Annotated in this window: 16 protein-coding genes; 3 read left to right on the top strand and 13 right to left on the bottom strand. The window is 72.0% G+C overall.

Features of this window, described 5'->3' with window-relative positions; translation table 11 throughout:
- Positions 1-34: 34 nt before the first annotated feature.
- Positions 35-1,120: a prephenate dehydrogenase gene (locus tag ACZ7D7_RS31830; RefSeq protein ID WP_470828844.1), complete on the bottom strand. Its 1,086-nt coding sequence runs from the start codon at positions 1,118-1,120 to the stop codon at positions 35-37.
- Positions 1,117-1,479: a chorismate mutase gene (aroH, locus tag ACZ7D7_RS31825; protein WP_470828842.1), complete on the bottom strand. Its 363-nt coding sequence runs from the start codon at positions 1,477-1,479 to the stop codon at positions 1,117-1,119. Before aroH ends, ACZ7D7_RS31830 begins: the two co-directional genes overlap by 4 nt.
- Positions 1,480-1,635: 156 nt before the next feature.
- Here aroH and ACZ7D7_RS31820 point away from each other — a divergent pair, with 156 nt between their 5' ends.
- Positions 1,636-2,058: a Rieske (2Fe-2S) protein gene (locus ACZ7D7_RS31820; protein WP_470828841.1), complete on the top strand. Its 423-nt coding sequence runs from the start codon at positions 1,636-1,638 to the stop codon at positions 2,056-2,058.
- A 23-nt stretch (positions 2,059-2,081) separates the two neighbouring features.
- Entirely contained in the window at positions 2,082-2,792 is a 711-nt protein-coding gene (locus tag ACZ7D7_RS31815) for a nucleotidyltransferase domain-containing protein (RefSeq protein ID WP_470828840.1), read from the top strand.
- A 16-nt stretch (positions 2,793-2,808) separates the two neighbouring features.
- Here ACZ7D7_RS31815 and ACZ7D7_RS31810 read toward each other — a convergent pair whose 3' ends face one another.
- The 11 genes from ACZ7D7_RS31810 to ACZ7D7_RS31760 form a co-directional block, all read right to left on the bottom strand.
- Positions 2,809-3,831, bottom strand: a complete 1,023-nt coding sequence (locus ACZ7D7_RS31810) for an ADP-ribosylglycohydrolase family protein (RefSeq protein ID WP_470828839.1) — start codon at positions 3,829-3,831, stop codon at positions 2,809-2,811.
- Positions 3,828-4,556 (bottom strand): NUDIX hydrolase, encoded by a 729-nt coding sequence (locus ACZ7D7_RS31805; protein ID WP_470828838.1) that lies wholly within the window; start codon positions 4,554-4,556, stop codon positions 3,828-3,830. The genes ACZ7D7_RS31810 and ACZ7D7_RS31805 overlap by 4 nt, the downstream gene beginning before the upstream one ends.
- A 243-nt stretch (positions 4,557-4,799) precedes the next feature.
- Positions 4,800-5,870 carry a pseudouridine synthase gene (locus ACZ7D7_RS31800; protein WP_470828836.1) on the bottom strand — a complete coding sequence of 357 codons (1,071 nt, stop codon included), beginning with the start codon at positions 5,868-5,870 and terminating at the stop codon, positions 4,800-4,802.
- Positions 5,870-6,535: an SMC-Scp complex subunit ScpB gene (gene scpB / locus ACZ7D7_RS31795; protein ID WP_470828835.1), complete on the bottom strand. Its 666-nt coding sequence runs from the start codon at positions 6,533-6,535 to the stop codon at positions 5,870-5,872. Before scpB ends, ACZ7D7_RS31800 begins: the two co-directional genes overlap by 1 nt.
- Positions 6,532-7,626 (bottom strand): segregation and condensation protein A, encoded by a 1,095-nt coding sequence (locus tag ACZ7D7_RS31790; RefSeq protein WP_470828833.1) that lies wholly within the window; start codon positions 7,624-7,626, stop codon positions 6,532-6,534. Before ACZ7D7_RS31790 ends, scpB begins: the two co-directional genes overlap by 4 nt.
- Positions 7,627-7,644: 18 nt before the next feature.
- Positions 7,645-8,202, bottom strand: a complete 558-nt coding sequence (locus ACZ7D7_RS31785; protein WP_470828832.1) for a hypothetical protein — start codon at positions 8,200-8,202, stop codon at positions 7,645-7,647.
- Positions 8,187-9,323 (bottom strand): ParA family protein, encoded by a 1,137-nt coding sequence (locus ACZ7D7_RS31780; RefSeq protein WP_279550147.1) that lies wholly within the window; start codon positions 9,321-9,323, stop codon positions 8,187-8,189. Before ACZ7D7_RS31780 ends, ACZ7D7_RS31785 begins: the two co-directional genes overlap by 16 nt.
- 413 nt (positions 9,324-9,736) lie before the next feature.
- Positions 9,737-10,852, bottom strand: a complete 1,116-nt coding sequence (gene ald / locus ACZ7D7_RS31775) for an alanine dehydrogenase (RefSeq protein WP_470828984.1) — start codon at positions 10,850-10,852, stop codon at positions 9,737-9,739.
- Positions 10,853-10,996: 144 nt separating this feature from the next.
- Positions 10,997-13,198 carry a tetratricopeptide repeat protein gene (locus tag ACZ7D7_RS31770; protein WP_470828831.1) on the bottom strand — a complete coding sequence of 734 codons (2,202 nt, stop codon included), beginning with the start codon at positions 13,196-13,198 and terminating at the stop codon, positions 10,997-10,999.
- Positions 13,199-13,398: 200 nt separating this feature from the next.
- Positions 13,399-14,025, bottom strand: coding sequence for an NUDIX domain-containing protein (locus ACZ7D7_RS31765; RefSeq protein ID WP_470828830.1), 627 nt, complete (start codon positions 14,023-14,025; stop codon positions 13,399-13,401).
- Positions 14,026-14,108: 83 nt separating this feature from the next.
- The gene (locus ACZ7D7_RS31760) at positions 14,109-15,776 is read right to left on the bottom strand and encodes a CTP synthase (protein WP_470828982.1); all 1,668 of its coding nucleotides are present in this window, start codon (positions 15,774-15,776) and stop codon (positions 14,109-14,111) included.
- A gap of 459 nt (positions 15,777-16,235) precedes the next feature.
- On the opposite strand from ACZ7D7_RS31760, the gene ACZ7D7_RS31755 reads away from it, so the two are divergent.
- A complete protein-coding gene (locus ACZ7D7_RS31755) occupies positions 16,236-18,038 on the top strand; it encodes a glycoside hydrolase family 15 protein (protein WP_470828828.1) in 1,803 nt (600 codons plus the stop codon).
- Positions 18,039-18,046 lie beyond the last annotated feature (8 nt).

The following is an 18,046-nucleotide window of genomic DNA, read 5'->3' as shown; positions in this document are numbered from 1 at the left end:
GTCCACGCCCACGGCCCCCACGGCCCCCGGGCGCCTACTGCCGCAGCGCCCAGCCCCGCTCCCGCAGCGCCGCCGCCAGCAGGGGCGCCGCCTTCGGCTCGACCATGAGCTGCACGAGGCCGGCCTGCTGTCCCGTCGCGTGCTCGATGCGCACGTCCTCGATGTTGACGCCGGCCCGTCCGGCGTCCGCGAAGATGCGGGCGAGCTGTCCGGGCTGGTCGTCGATGAGCACGGCCACGACCTCGTAGGCGCGCGGGGCGGAGCCGTGCTTGCCCGGCACCCTGACCTGGCCGGCGTTGCCGCGCCGCAGCACGTCCGCGATGCCGGCGGCGCCGTCGCGGCGCTTGTCCTCGTCGGAGGACTCCAGCGCGCGCAGCGCCCGTACGGCCTCCTCCAGGTCCACGGCGACGTCGGTGAGGAGGTCGGCGACCGGTCCCGGGTTCGCGGAGAGGATGTCGATCCACATCCGGGGGTCGGAGGCGGCGATCCTGGTCACGTCGCGGATGCCCTGGCCGCACAGCCGTACGGCGGCCTCCTCGGCGTTCTCCAGCCGGGCGGCGACCATGCTGGACACCAGGTGGGGCATGTGGGAGACGAGGGCCACGGCGCGGTCGTGGGCGTCGGCGTCCATCACGACGGGCACGGCGCGGCAGTGCGAGACCAGTTCCAGGGCGAGGTTCAGCACCTCGGTGTCGGTGTCCCGGGTCGGGGTCAGCACCCAGGGGCGGCCCTCGAAGAGGTCGGCGGTCGCGGCGAGCGGCCCGGACTTCTCCCGGCCGGACATGGGGTGACTGCCGACGTACGCGGACAGGTCGAGGCCGCGTTCCTCCAGTTCGCGGCGCGGGCCGCTCTTGACGCTGGCGACGTCGAGGTAGCCGCGGGCGAGGCCGCGCCGCATGGCGTCGGCGAGGACGTCCGCCACGTGGGCGGGGGGTGCCGCGACGATCGCGAGGTCGACGGGGCCTTCCGGCGCCTCGTCGGTGCCGGCGCCGAGGGCCGCCGCCGTGCGGGCCTGCTCCGGGTCGTGGTCGGCGAGGTGGACGACGACACCGCGCCCGGACAGGGCGAGGGCGGCGGAGGTGCCGATGAGCCCGGCGCCGATGACGAGTGCGGTTCTCACTGGGCGATGTCCTTGCGCAGGGCGGCCGCGGCACCGAGGTAGACGTGGGTGATCTCGGAGCGGGGCCGGTCGGACTCGATGTGCGCGAGGACCCGGACGACGCGGGGCATGGCGCCCTCGACGTCCAGTTCCTGGGCGCAGATCAGGGGGACGTCGACGATGCCGAGCTTGCGGGCGGCGGCGGCCGGGAAGTCGCTGTGCAGGTCGGGCGTGGCCGTGAACCAGATGCTGATCAGGTCGTCGTGGCCCAGTCCGTTGCGTTCGAGGACGGCGGTGAGCAGGGCACCGACCTGCTCGTCCATGTGTCCGGCCTCGTCCCGCTCCAGTTGGACGGCGCCCCGGACCGCTCGTACCGCCACGGTGATGCTCCTCGCTGATGTGCGTTCGGCTGTGCGTCCGTCCAGCCTAGTCACCGGGTCCGCGCCGGTCCGCGATGCCCAATTCGTGAGACGCTCGTTTTCGCTGTGCCCTTTTCAGCGGAGTACTCCCGTTTCTCGTGCACCTGGAGTGACGACATGGCCGAGAGCGCGACCCGGCGAACGGTTCTTCTGGCGGCAGGAGCCGCGGCTCTGGCCGCGGGCTGCGGCGGCGGTGACGAGGGCGGGAACGGTGACGGTGCCGCCACCCGCTCCCCCGAGGCCACGGCGGGCGGCCGGGAACTCGCCGCCACCGGCGACATCCCGGTCGGCGGCGGCAAGATCTTCAAGGACGAGAAGGTGGTGGTGACGCAGCCGCAGGAGGGCGAGTTCAAGGCGTTCTCGGCGGTCTGCACCCGCCAGTCCTGCACGGTGGCGAGCGTGTCGGACGGCACCATCAACTGCGCCTGTCACGGCAGCAGGTTCCGGGTCGCCGACGGCGCGGTCGAGAAGGGCCCGGCGACGCGCGCGCTGCCCGCCGAGCGGATCACGGTGGAGGGAAATTCGATCCGCCTGGCGTGACGGCCCCGCGTACGCTCCGGGGCATGCATCCGACGACGCCCGAGACACTGGTGCGCGAGCACACGGTCTACGCCTGTGTGACGGGGTCGCGTGCCTTCGGTCTGGCGACGGAGGGCAGCGACACCGACCGCCGCGGCGTGTTCCTCGCGCCCACCGAGCTGTTCTGGCGCTTCGACAAGCCGCCGACGCATGTCGAGGGCCCGGCCGAGGAGCAGTTCAGCTGGGAGCTGGAGCGCTTCTGCGAGCTGGCGCTGCGCGCGAACCCGAACGTCCTGGAGTGCCTGCACTCCCCGTTCGTGGAGTACGCCGACGCCACCGGCCGCGAGCTGCTGGAGCTGCGCGGGGCGTTCCTGTCCCGCCGGGTCCACGAGACGTTCACCCGGTACGCCGTGGGCCAGCGCCGCAAGCTGGAGGCCGACGTCCGCACCCACGGCGCCCCCCGCTGGAAGCACGCCATGCACCTCCTGCGCCTCCTGACGAGCTGCCGCGACCTGCTGCGCACGGGCGCTCTCACCGTGAACGTCGGCGAGGCACGCGAGCCTCTGCTGGCCGTGAAGCGCGGCGAGGTGTCCTGGGCCGAGGTGGAGACGCGGATGAACCACCTGGCCCGGGAGGCGGACGAAGCCCTGCCCCGCAGCCCCCTCCCACCGGAACCGGACCGGCGCCGGGTCGAGGACTTCCTGATCCGCGCCCGCCGTACGTCAGCCCTCGCCGCCCTCCAGCCGGCCCGGTAGGGCCGACAGGGCCGGTTCAGGCGTCCCAGAGCGCCCCGAGGGTGATCAGGTCGCCCCGGTACTCGATGCGGTCCGCCCACGCCGACGGCCAGGCGTCCGCGCCGAGGTGGGCGCCCGCGAAGGCGCCGGCGAGGCAGGCGATGGAGTCGGAGTCGCCGGAGGAGCAGGCCGCGCGGCGCAGCGCGGTGAGGGGTTCGTCGACGAACATCAGGAAGCACAGCAGCCCGGTCGCCAGGGCCTCCTCCGCGATCCAGCCGGCGCCGGTGGCCAGGCACGGGTCGGTCTCGGGCGAGGCGGTGCGCACGGCGTCCTGGAGCCGGTCGAGGACGGCCAGGCACTCGTCCCAGCCGCGCGCGATGAACTGCTCGGGGCCGGCGTCCTGGTCCCGGGTCCACAGGTCGCCGAGCCAGTCGTGGTGGTAGCGGGTGCGGTTGTCCAGGGCGTAGGAGCGCAGGAGGCCGATGAGGCCGGTCGGTTCGGCGCCCCGGGCGAGCAGGTGCACGGCGTGGGCGGTGAGGTCGGAGGCGGCGAGCGCCGTGGGGTGGCCGTGGGTGAGGGCGGACTGCAACTGGGCGGCGCCCGCGCGCTGTTCGTCGCTCAGGCCGGGGGCGAGGCCGACGGGCGCGACGCGCATGTTGGCGCCGCAGCCCTTGGAGTGGATCTGGCTGGCGTCCTGCCAGGGCCGGTCCTCGGCCATGAGCAGCGAGCACGCCCGCAGGCAGGTGTTGCCGGGCGCGCGGTTGTTCTCGGGCGACCGGTACCAGTCGACGAACTCCTCGCGCACGGGCGGCTCCAGTTGCTCCGGGCCGAGCACGCCCCGGTCCATCGCCGTGCGCAGGCCCTTGCCGAGCGAGAGCGTCATCTGCGTGTCGTCGGTGACGATCGCGGGCGTCGGCAGCGCCATCTCCCGCCACGGCCCGCACTTGGCGAGGATCGCCGGCACGTCGTTGAACTCGGTCGGGAATCCGAGCGCGTCCCCGAGGGCGAGGCCGATCAGTGCTCCGGTGGCGGCGCGCTTGCGGACGGTGGTGGAGGTCATGCGGGGCGTCCTTCCCGGGACGGTCGGAGCAGGGGCGGGTGCAGGGTGGTGGCGGTGCCGGCGCGGTAGAGCGCGGCGGGTTTGCCGCGGCCACCCGTGAGGCGCGCGGCGCCCGGGACCGGTTCGACGAAACCGGGCGTGGCGAGCACCTTGCGGCGGAAGTTGGGCCGGTCGAGGGCGGTGCCCCACACGGTCTCGTACACGCGCTGGAGCTCGCCGAGGGTGAACTCGGGCGGGCAGAAGGCGGTGGCGAGGCAGGTGTACTCCAGCTTGGCGCCGACCCGTTCGTGCGCGTCGGCGAGGATCCGGTCGTGGTCGAAGGCCAGCGGCCGGGCGTCGTCGTACGGCACCCAGCGGGCGTCGGCCGCGTCGCTGCCGCCGCGCGGTTCGGGCGGATCGGGCAGCAGCGCGGCGAAGGCGACCGAGACGACCCGCATACGGGGGTCGCGGCCGGGTTCGCTGTAGGTGCGCAGCTGCTCCAGGTGCAGCCCGGTGACGTCGGACAGGCCGGTCTCCTCGGCGAGTTCGCGCCGGGCGGCGGTCTCCGCGGACTCGTCGGGTTCGACGAATCCGCCGGGCAGCGCCCAGTGTCCGGCGTAGGGCTCCTGGCCCCGCTCGACGAGCAGGACGTGCAGGGCGTCCGCGCGGACGGTGAGCACGGCGAGGTCGACGGTCACGGCGAAGGGTTCGTAGGCGTACTTGTCGTAGCCCTGCGGCACGGTCACGGCCGCCACCCCCTCCGGGTCGACACCACTAATAGTCAGAACGACTATAAATGTGCTCGGCGGCTCCCACAACCCGCCCGCCGGAAAACGAACCGGCCGGCCCCGGAGCGACTCCGGAACCGGCCGGGACGGGGCGAGACCCGTGAACCCGTGGACTGGTGGACCGTGGACGGGTGGACCGTGAACTGGTGGACCCGTGGCCTCGGGGATCCGTGGCCTCGGGGATCCGTGGCCTCGGGGCCCCTACAGATCGACTTCCTGCATCAGCATGCCGACCTCGGTGTTGGACAGGCGGCGCAGCCAGCCCGACTTCTGGTCGCCCAGCGTGATCGGGCCGAACGCGGTGCGCACCAGCTTGTCGACCGGGAACCCGGCCTCCGCGAGCATGCGGCGCACGATGTGCTTGCGGCCCTCGTGCAGGGTGACCTCGACCAGGTAGTTCTTGCCGGTCTGCTCCACGACCCGGAAGTGGTCCGCGCGCGCGTAGCCGTCCTCCAGCTGGATGCCGTCCTTGAGGCGCTTGCCGAGGTCGCGCGGGATCGGGCCCACGATGTGCGCGAGGTACGTCTTCTTCACGCCGTACCGGGGGTGTGTCAGCCGGTGCGCCAGCTCGCCGTGGTTGGTGAGCAGGATGACGCCCTCGGTCTCCGTGTCGAGCCGGCCGACGTGGAACAGCCGGGTCTCACGGTTGGTGACGTAGTCGCCGAGGCACTGCCGCCCCTCGGGGTCCTCCATCGTGGAGACGACACCGGCGGGCTTGTTCAGCGCGAAGAACTGGTAGCTCTGCGTGGCGACGGTCAGCCCGTCGACCTTGATCTCGTCCTTCTCCGGGTCGACCCGCCGGCCCTGCTCCAGCACGATCTCGCCGTTGATCTCGACGCGGGCCTGCTCGATCAGCTCCTCGCAGGCACGCCGGGAGCCGTAGCCCGCGCGCGCGAGGACCTTCTGGAGCCGCTCGCCCTCCTGCTCGGCGCCGGGGAACGTCTTGGGGAGCTTGACGTCCTTCTTCCCGGCGTACCGCTCGCGGTTGCGCTCCTCCAGCCGCGTCTCGTACTCGCGGGGCCGCGCCGGGGCGGTACGGCCGCGCCCGCTCTGCTGCTGGGGCTGCTTGGGTCCGCCCTTGGCGCCGCCGCGGGCCGCGCCGCCGCGCCCGGCCTTGGGGCCGTCCTTGGTGGCCCCGGGGCCCACGTCGTAGCGGCGCTCCTCGGGGCGGGGCTTGCGGGGGCGGCCCTGCCCCTGCTTCTGGTCCCTGTCGTTGCCGGCGCCGCGGTGGTTACCGCGTCCGCCGCTCTTGCCGCTGCCGCTGCTTCGCATCAAATGTCCGTCGTCGTCGTAATCGTCGTGGGACCGTCGTCCGGTTCCGGGGCGTCCGGGTCGAACGACGGTACGCCTTCCTGGGTCTCGGCCTCGATCGCCTCCGCCTCCGGGAGGAAGGGCGCGAGCTCCGGGAGCTCGTCCAGACCACGCAGGCCCATCCGCTCCAGGAAGTAGTTCGTCGTCCTGTACAGGATCGCACCTGTTTCGGGTTCCGTGCCCGCCTCCTCGATCAGACCCCGCTGCAGGAGGGTGCGCATGACGCCGTCGCAGTTCACTCCGCGCACGGCGGAGACCCTGCTGCGGCTGACCGGCTGCCGGTAGGCGACGACCGCGAGGGTCTCCAGCGCGGCCTGGGTGAGCCGGGCCTGCTGGCCGTCCAGGACGAAGCCCTCGACGGCCGGCGCGTACTCGGGCCGGGTGTAGAAGCGCCAGCCGCCCGCGACGAGCCGCAGCTCGAAGCCGCGGCCCTGCACGGTGTACTCGTCGGCCAGCTCGCGCAGCGCGTCCGCGACCTGCCGCCTGGAGCGCTCCAGTATCTTCGCGAGGTGCTCCTCGGTCGCGGGTTCGTCCACGACCATGAGGACCGCCTCCAGGGCGGGCTTGAGTGCGAGGTCGGCGACGGTCCGCGGACCCGCCGGACGCTCGGTGGTCTCCTCGCTCACGCCTTGTCCTCCTTGGGCGGCTCGGGCGGACGGTCGAACTCGTCCGTCACGGTCGGCGTCTCGTCCCCGTCGCCGCCGGTCCAGCGCACGAGCAGATCGCCGAGGGCGGTCTCCTGCTCCAGCGCGACGGCCTTCTCGCGGTACAGCTCCAGCAGCGCGAGGAAGCGGGCGACGACGGTCAGGGTGTCGTCGGTGTCCTCGACCAGCGCCCGGAAGCTCGCCTCGCCGAGCTCCTTGAGCCGCGCGACGACGATCCCGGCCTGCTCCTGCACGCTGACCAGCGGCGCGTGGATGTGGTCGACGTACACCTGCGGCTTCGGCTTCGGCTGCATCGCCTTGACGGCGAGCCGGGCGAAGCCCTCGGGGCCGATGCTGATGACGACCTCGGGCAGCAGCTCGGCGTGGTGCGGTTCGAGTCCGACGGTACGGGGGTGGCGCCGGGCCTCGGCGTCCAGGCGCCCGCTGAAGATGTCGGCGATCTGCTTGTACGCGCGGTACTGCAGGAGCCTCGCGAACAGCAGGTCGCGGGCCTCCAGCAGGGCCAGGTCGGCCTCGTCCTCCACCTCGGCGGCGGGCAGCAGCCGGGCGGCCTTCAGGTCGAGCAGCGTGGCGGCGACGACGAGGAACTCGGTCGTCTCGTCCAGGTCCCAGTCAGGCCCCATGGACCGGATGTGCGCCATGAACTCGTCGGTCACCTTGGACAGGGCGACCTCGGTGACGTCCAGCTTGTGCTTGGCGATCAGCTGGAGCAGCAGGTCGAAGGGCCCCTCGAAGTTCGCGAGCCGCACCTTGAAGACACCGTCGTCACCCGGGGCGTCCCCACTGGCGGCGTCCTCGCCGGCCGCGGGCGGCTCCGCGTCGGCGCCGACCGGCTCGACGGCGACCGGCTCGGGAGGCTCAGGGAGCCCCACAGGCTCGACGCCCTCGGGCCCGAGACGCTCGGGCTCGGCCTGCTCCCGCTGAACCTGCTCCCGCTGGACCAACGGCACGGGCTCGACCGGCGGAGCCCCCGGTCCCCGCCCCAGCGCACGCCGCCGGCCGGCGGGCGCGCCGGGGGCGGGGGCGGGGGCGGGAACGTCGTTCGAGGTCATGACCCCCGCAGGCTACCGCTACCGCCCGCGCAGCCGTCGTACGAGGATGCTGGCGTCCCCGCGGGTCTCCAGATCGGCGAGGACCACCGCGACCGCCTCCCGGACGATCCGCCCGCGGTCGACGGCCAGCCCGTGCTCTCCGCGCAGCACCAGACGCGCGTGCTCCAGGTCCATGAGCTCCTCGGCGGACACGTACACGGTGATCTTCTCGTCGTGCCGCTCCCGGCCGCTGGGCCGCCGCGCGGCGGCCCGGCCCCGCTTGCGCGGAGCGGCGGCGGCGTCGTCCGCCGCCCCCTGGCGCCGCGCGGCCCCGGCGGCGCCGGACCGGCTGCGCGACTCCGCGTCGGCCGGTTCCGCGCCCGCCGCGACGTGCTCCGGGCCGGACCCGTCGCCGCCCTGCGCGGGCACCGACTGGGGCGCGTCCTCGGCGGACGCCGCCGGATCGCTCTCCCCCGCGGGAGAGGGCACCCGGGGCTCACCGCCCGCCTGGCGCCGGGGACTGGACGCCTGGAGCGCCATCCCCCCTGTCGTACGGAAGAGTTCGTCGGCCCCGGGCAGACTCACTCGGCGTGACACCGGGCGAGCACCTCCCTGGCGAGCTGGCGGTAGGCGGCGGCACCGACGGAGTTGGAGGCGTACGTGGTGATCGGCTCACCGGCGACCGTGGTCTCCGGGAAGCGGACCGTACGCCCGATGACCGTGTGGTAGACGTGGTCGTCGAACGCCTCGACGACGCGCGCGAGGACCTCACGGCTGTGCACCGTGCGCGAGTCGTACATCGTGGCGAGGATCCCGTCGAGTTCCAGCTCCGGGTTGAGCCGCTCCTGGACCTTCTCGATGGTCTCCGTCAGCAGGGCCACGCCGCGCAGCGCGAAGAACTCGCACTCCAGCGGCACGATCACCTTGTGCGCGGCCGTCAGGGCGTTGACCGTGAGCAGGCCGAGCGAGGGCTGACAGTCGATCACGATGTAGTCGTAGTCGGGCAGCAGCGGCTTCAGGGCCCGCTGCAGCGTCGACTCGCGGGCGACCTCGGAGACCAGCTGGACCTCGGCCGCCGACAGGTCGATGTTGCTGGGCAGCAGGTCCATGTTCGGGACCGCCGTCTTCAGCAGCACCTCGTCGGCCGCCATCCCCCGCTCCATGAGCAGGTTGTAGACGGTGAGGTCGAGCTCCATGGGGTTGACGCCGAGTCCGACGGACAGCGCGCCCTGCGGGTCGAAGTCGACGAGGAGCACCCGGCGTCCGTATTCCGCGAGCGCGGCACCCAGGTTGATGGTCGACGTCGTCTTGCCGACGCCGCCCTTCTGGTTGCACATCGCGATGATCTTCGCGGGGCCGTGGTCGGTCAGCGGGCCCGGGATCGGGAAGTACGGCAGCGGGCGTCCGGTCGGGCCGATGCGCTCACGGCGCTGACGGGCCGCGTCGGGCGCGAGCGTCGCCGCGTACTCCGGATCGGGCTCGTACTCGGCGTCGGGGTCGTAGAAGTGCCCCTCGGGCAGTTCGTCGTAGGCGGCGAAATGGTTGTGGGGCGCGCCACTTCCGTCGCCGGCCATGGCGTTCACGTGATGGCCATCCATGCTCTGGTGTGCTGGCTGAGTCACCCCTGTCGTCTGGTGACTCCGGTGGGCTGCGAAGGTGCGTACTGCGACGGAGCCGACAGCCTCGAACCCCGCGGGACCCTGGTCCCGTGCAGGCATTCCTGGTTGACCACCCCCGGGAGTAAATGTCGACTCATTCACAAGTCGTCTTACCTCCTTGGTGACCAGGAAACTTCTAGACAGGTCAGCGTGGCACCATGCCGACGGTTGGCGACTCTATGGCGTGTCGGGCGTCCGCAGCAACACAATCCGCCGGACCCGGCCGGATGTGTCGGCAATGAAACATCCCTCTGTCAAGGGCGTACGGCCGTCGCACGGCAGGTTTCGCCGGTGTGCGAATCGGTCGAAGGGTTACGTTCGAGGCGAGTTGACCGAGAGCCGCAAAGTGACCATACACACATCCGGCCGGACCTTGTCGGGCAAGGTCCGGCCGGATGCACGAGGTTGACGACGCGTGTTGACGTATCGCCTTTACCCCTTGATGACTTGAACGGGTCGGTCGGCCGGTCGGGTCAGCCGAGCAGGGAGTCCAGCTCGACGTGCTCCAGGCCGTGCGCCTCGGCGACCTCCTTGTAAACGACCTTGCCGTCATGGGTGTTGAGGCCCTTGGCGAGCGCCGGGTCACGGCGCAGCGCCTCGACCCAGCCGTTGTTCGCGAGGGAGACGATGTACGGCAGCGTCGCGTTGGTGAGGGCGTTGGTGGAGGTGTTGGGCACCGCGCCGGGCATGTTGGCGACGCAGTAGAAGACCGAGTCGTGCACCGGGAAGGTCGGCTCGGCGTGCGTGGTGGGCCGGGAGTCCTCGAAGCAGCCGCCCTGGTCGATCGCGATGTCGACAAGGACACTTCCGGGCTTCATGCGGGACACCATCTCGTTGGTGACCAGCTTCGGGGCCTTGGCGCCCGGGATGAGCACCGCGCCGATGACGAGGTCGGCGTCCAGGACGGCCTTCTCCAGCTCGAAGGCGTTGGACATGACGGCCTTGACCTTCGTCCCGAAGATCTTGTCGGCCTCGCGCAGCTTGTTGATGTCGCGGTCGAGCAGGGTCACGTCGAAGCCCATGCCGACGGCGATCTGCGTGGCGTTCCAGCCGGACACGCCGCCGCCGATGACGACGGCCTTGGCCGGGGTGACGCCCGGGACACCGCCGGGCAGCACGCCGCGGCCGCCGTTGGCGCGCATCAGGTGGTAGGCGCCGACCTGCGGGGCCAGCCGGCCCGCGACCTCGGACATCGGGGCGAGCAGCGGCAGCGCGCGGCTGGGCAGTTCGACCGTCTCGTAGGCGATCGCGGTGGTGCCGGACTCCAGCAGGGCGTCCGTGCACTCCTTGGAGGCGGCCAGGTGCAGGTACGTGAAGAGCGTCTGGTCCTTGCGGAGGCGGTGGTACTCCTCGGCGATGGGCTCCTTGACCTTCAGCAGCAGGTCGGCGGCGGCCCAGACCTCGTCGGCGGCGCCGAGGATCTGCGCGCCGGCGGCGACGTACTCGTCGTCCGTGATCGAGGAGCCGGTGCCGGCACCGTGCTCGATGACGACCTCGTGTCCGTGGCGCACCAGCTCGTGCACGCCGGCGGGGGTGATGGCCACCCGGAACTCGTTGTTCTTGACCTCGCGGGGGATGCCGACCTTCACGTCGATCACGGTCCTTGGCTCTGGGGACAGGGGGTATCGCATGACATACCCGGACGTGCACGGGCACACCGGGAGAGACCGCAGGAGAACGTGCGGCAGAGCCAGTCTAATGAAGGTGTTCCCGCTGTCTAGCCTTTCATTGCATCAATCTTCAGCGGATGCACTGCGGATTTCGCAGGCATTAGCTCCCTGTTTCGGCTCCCGGGCCTGCTGTTTCGGCCCGGATGCCCGCGTTTGCGGCGCGGGAGGGGTCTCCTCGACGGCCGCGGAAGCCGCGGCCGCCGACTCGGCCACGGGGTCCGCGGCGACCTCCGGCACCACGGGGGGCGCCTCCCGCTCCGGCTCCGGCTCGCTCTCCTGGAGCTCCTCTCCCAGCATCCGCTCCGCGGCGCCGCGGTGCAGCCGGGCGGCGGCGGGGTCGCCCAGCCGCTCCAGGGTGTCGGCGAGCCTGAGGTGCAGTGCGGCCTGCAACCGCACGTCCTCGGCGCGGCGCGCCCACTCGACGGCCTCCTCGCAGGTGCGCAGCGACTCCTCGAAGCGCCCCGCGTACTCCTGCACCCGCCCCAGCTCGCTCAGCGCCCGGGCGTACGCGGGCACGTCGCCGGTCCTTCGGTAGCCGGCCACGGCCGCCCGCCACTGCCGCATGGCCTCGCCGTAACGGCCGGCGTAGGTGTGCGCGGTGCCGATGCGGCCGTACAGCCGGGCGGCCTCGGCGCGCTCGTCCCGGGCGAGCCGCTGGGCCAGGGCGCGCCCGAACCAGTCGGCGGCCCGGTCGTAGTCCCCGAGCTCCAGATGGGCCCCGCCGACGGACTCCATGGCGCGACCGGTGGCGTACGGGTCGTCGGCGGCGCGTCCGGCGTCAAGGGCCGCCCGGTAGCGCGCGAGGGCCTCGGCGGTGCGGCCGGTACGGGCGTCGAGGTCGCCGAGGTTCAGCAGCGCGGCCGCCTTCTCGCGGGGCAGGTCGCGGCGCTCGGCGACGTCGAGGACCAGCCGGTGCACCCCGTACAGGTCGGCGGCCGAGGCCTCCGTGCCGAAGTGCGCGACCATGGCGCGGACCAGCTGGGACATCAGGCGCCGGGCCAGCGTGTCCAGCTCCCCGTCGGCGACCGCGAGGCGGGCCGAGGCGAGCAGGGCGGGGCGGCGCAGGCTCAGCCAGTCGGCCGCCGCGCGGGGCGTGGGGAAGCGCAGCGAGCGCGGCATGCCGAGCAGCTTCTCGCGGGCCTGCGGGCTGTCGGTCTCGGTGATGGCGCGGCAGGACTGCAGCAGCCGTACCGTCCGCTCCAGCATGCGGGCGCGGGCCAGCAGGATCTCCGCCGGGCGGTCGTGGGCCTCGGTGAGGGCGCTCAGCAGCGGGTGCAGGCAGCCCGGCACCTCGTACTGCGGTTCCGGCGAGTCCACGGCCCGCAGCAGGCCGAGGGCGACGAAGTCGTCCAGGGTCGTGCGGGCGCCGCCGACGGAGCAGCCGGCCAGCGCGGAGGCCGTGTGCGGGTCGACCAGGCCGGCCGGGGCCAGGCTGAGCAGTCGCAGTATCCGGGCGGCGGGGCCGGGCAGCGCGCCGTAGGTGAGCCGGAAGACGCGGGCGAGGGGGGTGCCCTCGTCGCCCTCGGCGTGCAGTTGCTTGGCGAGGTCGGCGACGGCCGCCTTGGGGCGGGCGGCGAGCCAGCCCCCGGCCAGCATCAGCGCGGCGGGGTGGGCCTGGCAGACCTCGACCAGGTCCTCGGCGGCGCGCGGGTCGACGGTGACGCGGACCGAGCCGGTGTGCCGGGACAGCAGTTCCACGGCCGACTTGGTGTCGAGGCCGCCGAGCGTGCAGGGCCGGACGTCGGCGATGCCGGTCAGCGGGCCCTCGGCGACGGCGACGGCCAGGCAGTCCGGGCTGTCCGGGAGCAGCGCGTCGACCTGTTCGGCGTCGGCCGCGTCGTCGAGCAGCAGCAGCGCCCTGCGGTCGGCGAGGGCGTCGCGCAGGGCCGCGGTGAGGTCGTCGTCGTCCGCGCCGGGCGGGGCGGTCACGTCGAGGGCGGCGAGGAGTTCACGGGCGGTGCGGCCGGTGGGCACGGGCGTGCCGTCGGGATCGCTGAGGCGGGCGCGCAGCACCCCGTCCGGGTAACGCTGTGCAACCTGCCGGACGAGTTCCTCGGCGAGTGCCGTGCGGCCCGAGCCGGGCCGGCCGGCGATGAGCAGGACGCGCGCGCGGGGCGCCTTCCGGCCGGAGAGGGTGTCGAGGCCGGCACGCTCGATGTCGGCGCGCAGCTCCTTCAACTCCCGTGTACGGCCCAGGAAGAGGCCCTCCGCAGCAGCGTCTGAGGACAGCTGCGCGCCGCCTGTGTCCACTGCCTGATCCGTCACGGGCCACACTCCCGTCCTACCGCACACCGGCGCCCGCCGGGAAACTCCGGATCGGGCCTTTCCAGAGCCTAGTTCACGCTCTGCGACGAACCGTGTGGAGCGCGGCGGACACGTCCCTCGATCGGATCAGCCGATCGTCACACCGCGAGACGTGTGCGGGGGGCGGGCGGACCGGGAGGGTCCGCCCGCGGCGCGGGAGTTCAGGCTTCGAAGGGGCGCGCCGGCCAGGGCGCCTCCGCCGGGCGCAGGGCCTCGAGCCCGTCGCCGGCCCGCGCGGCCACCAGCGACAGCACGCCGACGACGAGGCAGTTGTTGTGCAGTTCGCCGGCCAGCACGCCGCGGACGAGTTCCTCCAGGGGCACCCGCGCCAGCTCCATGTCGGCCTCTTCGTCCTCGACCTCGAACCGCTCGCCCTCGGCCTCGGACAGTCCGCGCGCGAGGAAGATCCGCACGGCCTCGTCGCAGCCGCCGGGCGTGGTGTACACGTCGGTCAGGACGCGCCAGTCCTCGGCCTTGACGTGCGCCTCCTCGTACAGCTCGCGCTGGGCGGCGTGCAGCGGGTTCTCACCGGGGATGTCCAGCAGCCCGGCCGGGATCTCCCACAGCTTGTGCCGCACCGGGTGGCGGTACTGGCGCAGCACCACGACGCGGTCCGCCTCGTCGAGGGCGAGGACGGCGACCGAGCCGGGGTGGACCTGGTAGTCACGGGTGACGACCGTGCCGTCGGGCATGACCACGTCGTCCGTGCGGACGGAGGTCTTGTTGCCCACGAAGGGGGTGTCCGTCGCCCGGATCTCCCACTCGGCGGCAATGTCCTTGATCGTCATGCCCACAATGTCCTTCCACACGTACGGCGGCCGGGTGCGCACCTCGTGAACACGCGCGCCCCGGCCACCGTACAACTGACGTGCTACTTGCCCTGCTGCCGCTCGACGGCCGCCTTCACCAGGCCGGCGAACAGCGGGTGCGGTCGCGTCGGACGGGACCGCAGCTCGGGGTGCGCCTGCGTGGCGACCAGGTACGGGTGCACCTCGCGCGGGTACTCCACGTACTCGACGAGCTTGCCGTCCGGCGAGGTTCCCGAGAACAGGATGCCCGCCTGCTTCTCCAGCTCGGAGCGGTAGGCGTTGTTCACCTCGTAGCGGTGCCGGTGGCGCTCCTCGACGTACTCCTTGCCGTCGTACACCTCGCGCACGATCGAGCCCTCGGCCAGCTTGGCCGGGTACATGCCGAGCCGCATGGTGCCGCCCATGTCGCCCTCGCCGGCCACGATGTCGAGCTGCTCGGCCATGGTGGAGATGACCGGGTGGGCGGTGGCCGGGTCGAACTCGGTGGAGTTGGCGTCCGCGATGCCCACCAGGTTGCGGGCAGCCTCGATCACGATGCACTGCAGGCCCAGGCACAGGCCGAGCAGCGGGATCTTGTTCTCGCGGGCGTACTGGATCGCGCCGACCTTGCCGAGCACGCCGCGGTCGCCGAAGCCGCCGGGGATGCAGATGCCGTCGACGTCCTCCAGCTGGGCCTTGGCGCCGGCCGGGGTCTTGCAGTCGTCGGACGTGACCCACTTGATCTTCACGCGGGCCTTGTTGGCGAAGCCGCCGGCGCGCAGCGCCTCGGTCACCGACAGGTAGGCGTCCGGCAGGTCGATGTACTTGCCGACCAGGGCCAGGGTGATCTCGTGGTCCGGGTTGTGGACGCGGTCCAGCAGGTCGTCCCACGTGGTCCAGTCGACGTCGCGGAAGGGCAGGTCCAGCTTGCGCACGACGTAGGCGTCGAGGCCCTCGGCGTGCACCACCTTCGGGATGTCGTAGATCGAGCGGGCGTCGGGGCAGGCGACCACGGCTGCCTCGTCGACGTCGCACATCAGCGAGATCTTGCGCTTGATGGCGGTGGGGACCTCGCGGTCGCAGCGCAGCACGATGGCGTCCGGCTGGATACCGATGTTGCGCAGGGCGGCGACCGAGTGCTGGGTGGGCTTCGTCTTCAGCTCGCCCGACGGCCCGATGTAGGGCAGGAGGGAGATGTGGACGACGAACACGTTGTCCCGGCCGACCTCGTGCCGCACCTGGCGGACGGTTTCCAGGAAGGGCAGCGACTCGATGTCGCCGACCGTGCCGCCCACCTCGGTGATGACGACGTCGACCTCGTCGGTCGCCATGCGGCGGATGCGGTGCTTGATCTCGTTGGTGATGTGCGGGATGACCTGCACGGTGTCGCCCAGGTACTCGCCGCGCCGCTCCTTGGCGATGACCGTCGAGTACACCTGTCCTGTAGTGACATTGGCGGTGCCGTCCAAGTCACGGTCGAGGAAGCGCTCGTAGTGTCCGATGTCGAGGTCGGTCTCCGCACCGTCGTTCGTGACGAACACCTCACCGTGCTGGAAGGGGTTCATCGTGCCCGGATCGACGTTCAGGTACGGATCGAGCTTCTGCATGACGACGCGCAGGCCGCGGGCCTTGAGCAGCATGCCGAGGCTGGAGGCCGTGAGGCCCTTGCCGAGCGAGGAGGCGACACCCCCAGTGACGAAGATGTGCTTGGTCGTCGAGGCTGCGTTGGATCGAAAAGCAGGGGGCGGCATGGCCAAGAGGGGGCTCCCGTGGTCGCGGTCTGGGTTGCGGTTCCGGGGTTTCTCGCCCACCGGTCCACGGGCTACCAGGGTAACAGCGACCGGCACCGATGGCGTCCGGCCACGCTGCGCGCACGGTCCGACACGTATGCGCGTCACCGGGCGATTTCTCACCCGTGGCTCACCCGTTCGGATGAGTCGCGTTGCCGAGAGCGGCACACGGATCATCTACGTGCGTCGTATCCTGCTCGGACATCGCTGCCGAGCCCGGCCGGCAAAACGGCACCACCCCCCGTCCGTGAGCCCCGGAACAACGAGAGCTCGTCAGTTCGTTGAGCAGGAATTGTCGTTTTGCCACACAGCGGGGCGACTGCTTTGCTTCGTCGCTCAACGACGTTTTACAACGACCCCTTGACCGCATCAGCGACAGCCCCCTTGCGGGGCGACGTGGCCGTTCGACTGGAGTTGCACGTGGCCGGGCGCATCGAAGACTACGCACTCATCGGAGACATGCAGACCGCCGCCCTGGTCTGCCGGGACGGCACGGTCGACTGGCTGTGCCTGCCCCGCTTCGACTCGCACGCCATCTTCGCCGGTCTGCTGGGCACCGAGGAACACGGGTTCTGGCGCCTCGGGCCCGCGCACGCGCCGGACGAGGAGCCCCCCACGGCCGCCCGGCGCAGCTACCGCGGCGACTCGCTGATCCTGGAGTCGGAGTGGGACACCGGGCGCGGCACGGTCCGCGTCACCGACTTCATGCCCCCGCGTGACGGCGCCCCGCAGCTGATCCGCATCGTGGAGGGCGTCTCGGGCCGGGTGAAGATGCGCTCGGCGCTGCGGATGCGGTTCTCCTACGGGCGGGTCGTGCCGTGGGTCCACAAGCACGAGGGGCGCACGGTCGCCGTGGCCGGCCCGGACTCCGTGTGGTTCGACACACCGACGGAGACCTACGGGAAGTCGCTCACGACGTACTCGGACTTCACGGTGGCGCCGGGCGACCGGATCGCGTTCACCATCTCCTGGCAGCCCTCGCACAAGGAGCCGCCGCCGCTGCCGGAGCCCGAGCAGTCGCTGGAGGCGACGGAGGACTTCTGGCGCGAGTGGGTCGAGCACTGTACGTACCACGGCCCCTACCGCGAGGCCGTCGTCCGCTCCCTGATCACGCTGAAGGCGCTGACGTACGCGCCGACCGGCGGCATCGTCGCCGCGCCCACCACCTCCCTGCCGGAGGACATCGGCGGCGTGCGCAACTGGGACTACCGCTACACATGGCTGCGGGACGCGGCGATCACGCTGTCGTCGCTGCTGCGCACCGGCTACCGCGAGGAGGCCCGCGCCTGGCGCGAGTGGCTGCTGCGCGCGGTGGCGGGCGACCCGGAGAACCTGCAGATCATGTACGGCATCGCCGGTGAGCGCGAGCTCGGCGAGGCGGAGCTGGACTGGCTGCCCGGCTACGAGAACTCCGCGCCGGTCCGGGTCGGCAACGGCGCCGCGCACCAGCTCCAGCTGGACGTGTACGGCGAGGTCACCGAGGCGCTGCACCTGGCCCACATGACGGGCCTGGCCCGCAACGACTACGCCTCGCTGCTCCAGCTGAAGCTGATCCGCTACCTGGAGAAGCACTGGCAGGAACCGGACGAGGGCATCTGGGAGGTGCGCGGTCCGCGCCGCCACTTCGTGCACTCCAAGGTGATGGCCTGGGTGGCCGTCGACCGCACCATCAAGCTGATCGAGTCCGGCGACGCCGACGGCCCGCTGGAGGAGTGGAAGCAGCTGCGCGACGACATCCACCGGGACGTCTGCGAGAAGGGCTACGACAAGGAACGCAACACGTTCACGCAGTCGTACGGCTCGAAGGAACTGGACGCCTCGCTGCTGCTGATCCCGCAGATGGGTTTCCTGCCGCCGGACGACAAGCGCGTCATCGGCACCATCGAGGCGATCCAGCGGGAGCTGTCCACGACGGACGGCTTCATCCTGCGCTACCCGACCGAGGGCGACCACGCGGGCGTCGACGGGCTGCCCGGCGACGAGGGCGCGTTCCTCGCCTGCTCGTTCTGGATGGCCGACGACCTGGCGATGATCGGCCGCGTGGACGAGGCGCGGAAGCTGTTCGAGAAGCTGCTGTCGCTGCGCAACGACCTCGGTCTGCTGGCGGAGGAGTGGGACCCGCGCCTCAAGCGCCAGGTCGGCAACTTCCCGCAGGCCTTCAGCCACGTGCCCCTGATCGACACGGCACTGCGGCTGACGGCGTCCGGGGCGTACGGGGGCTGAGCGCCCGG

Source organism: Streptomyces sp. NPDC037054 (assembly GCF_055606745.1).
The sequence above is the reverse complement of the archived record's forward strand: the minus strand, read 5'-3'. Positions and strand labels throughout refer to the sequence as shown.

Coding starts and splice junctions, on each gene's coding strand:
- ACZ7D7_RS31820 (WP_470828841.1), top strand. CDS start 1,636: ATGGCCGAGAGCGCGACCCGGCGAACGGTTCTTCTGGCGGCAGGAGCC.
- ACZ7D7_RS31815 (WP_470828840.1), top strand. CDS start 2,082: ATGCATCCGACGACGCCCGAGACACTGGTGCGCGAGCACACGGTCTAC.
- ACZ7D7_RS31810 (WP_470828839.1), bottom strand. CDS start 3,831: ATGACCTCCACCACCGTCCGCAAGCGCGCCGCCACCGGAGCACTGATC.
- ACZ7D7_RS31800 (WP_470828836.1), bottom strand. CDS start 5,870: ATGCGAAGCAGCGGCAGCGGCAAGAGCGGCGGACGCGGTAACCACCGC.
- ACZ7D7_RS31790 (WP_470828833.1), bottom strand. CDS start 7,626: ATGACCTCGAACGACGTTCCCGCCCCCGCCCCCGCCCCCGGCGCGCCC.
- ACZ7D7_RS31780 (WP_279550147.1), bottom strand. CDS start 9,323: ATGCCTGCACGGGACCAGGGTCCCGCGGGGTTCGAGGCTGTCGGCTCC.
- ACZ7D7_RS31765 (WP_470828830.1), bottom strand. CDS start 14,025: ATGACGATCAAGGACATTGCCGCCGAGTGGGAGATCCGGGCGACGGAC.
- ACZ7D7_RS31760 (WP_470828982.1), bottom strand. CDS start 15,776: ATGCCGCCCCCTGCTTTTCGATCCAACGCAGCCTCGACGACCAAGCAC.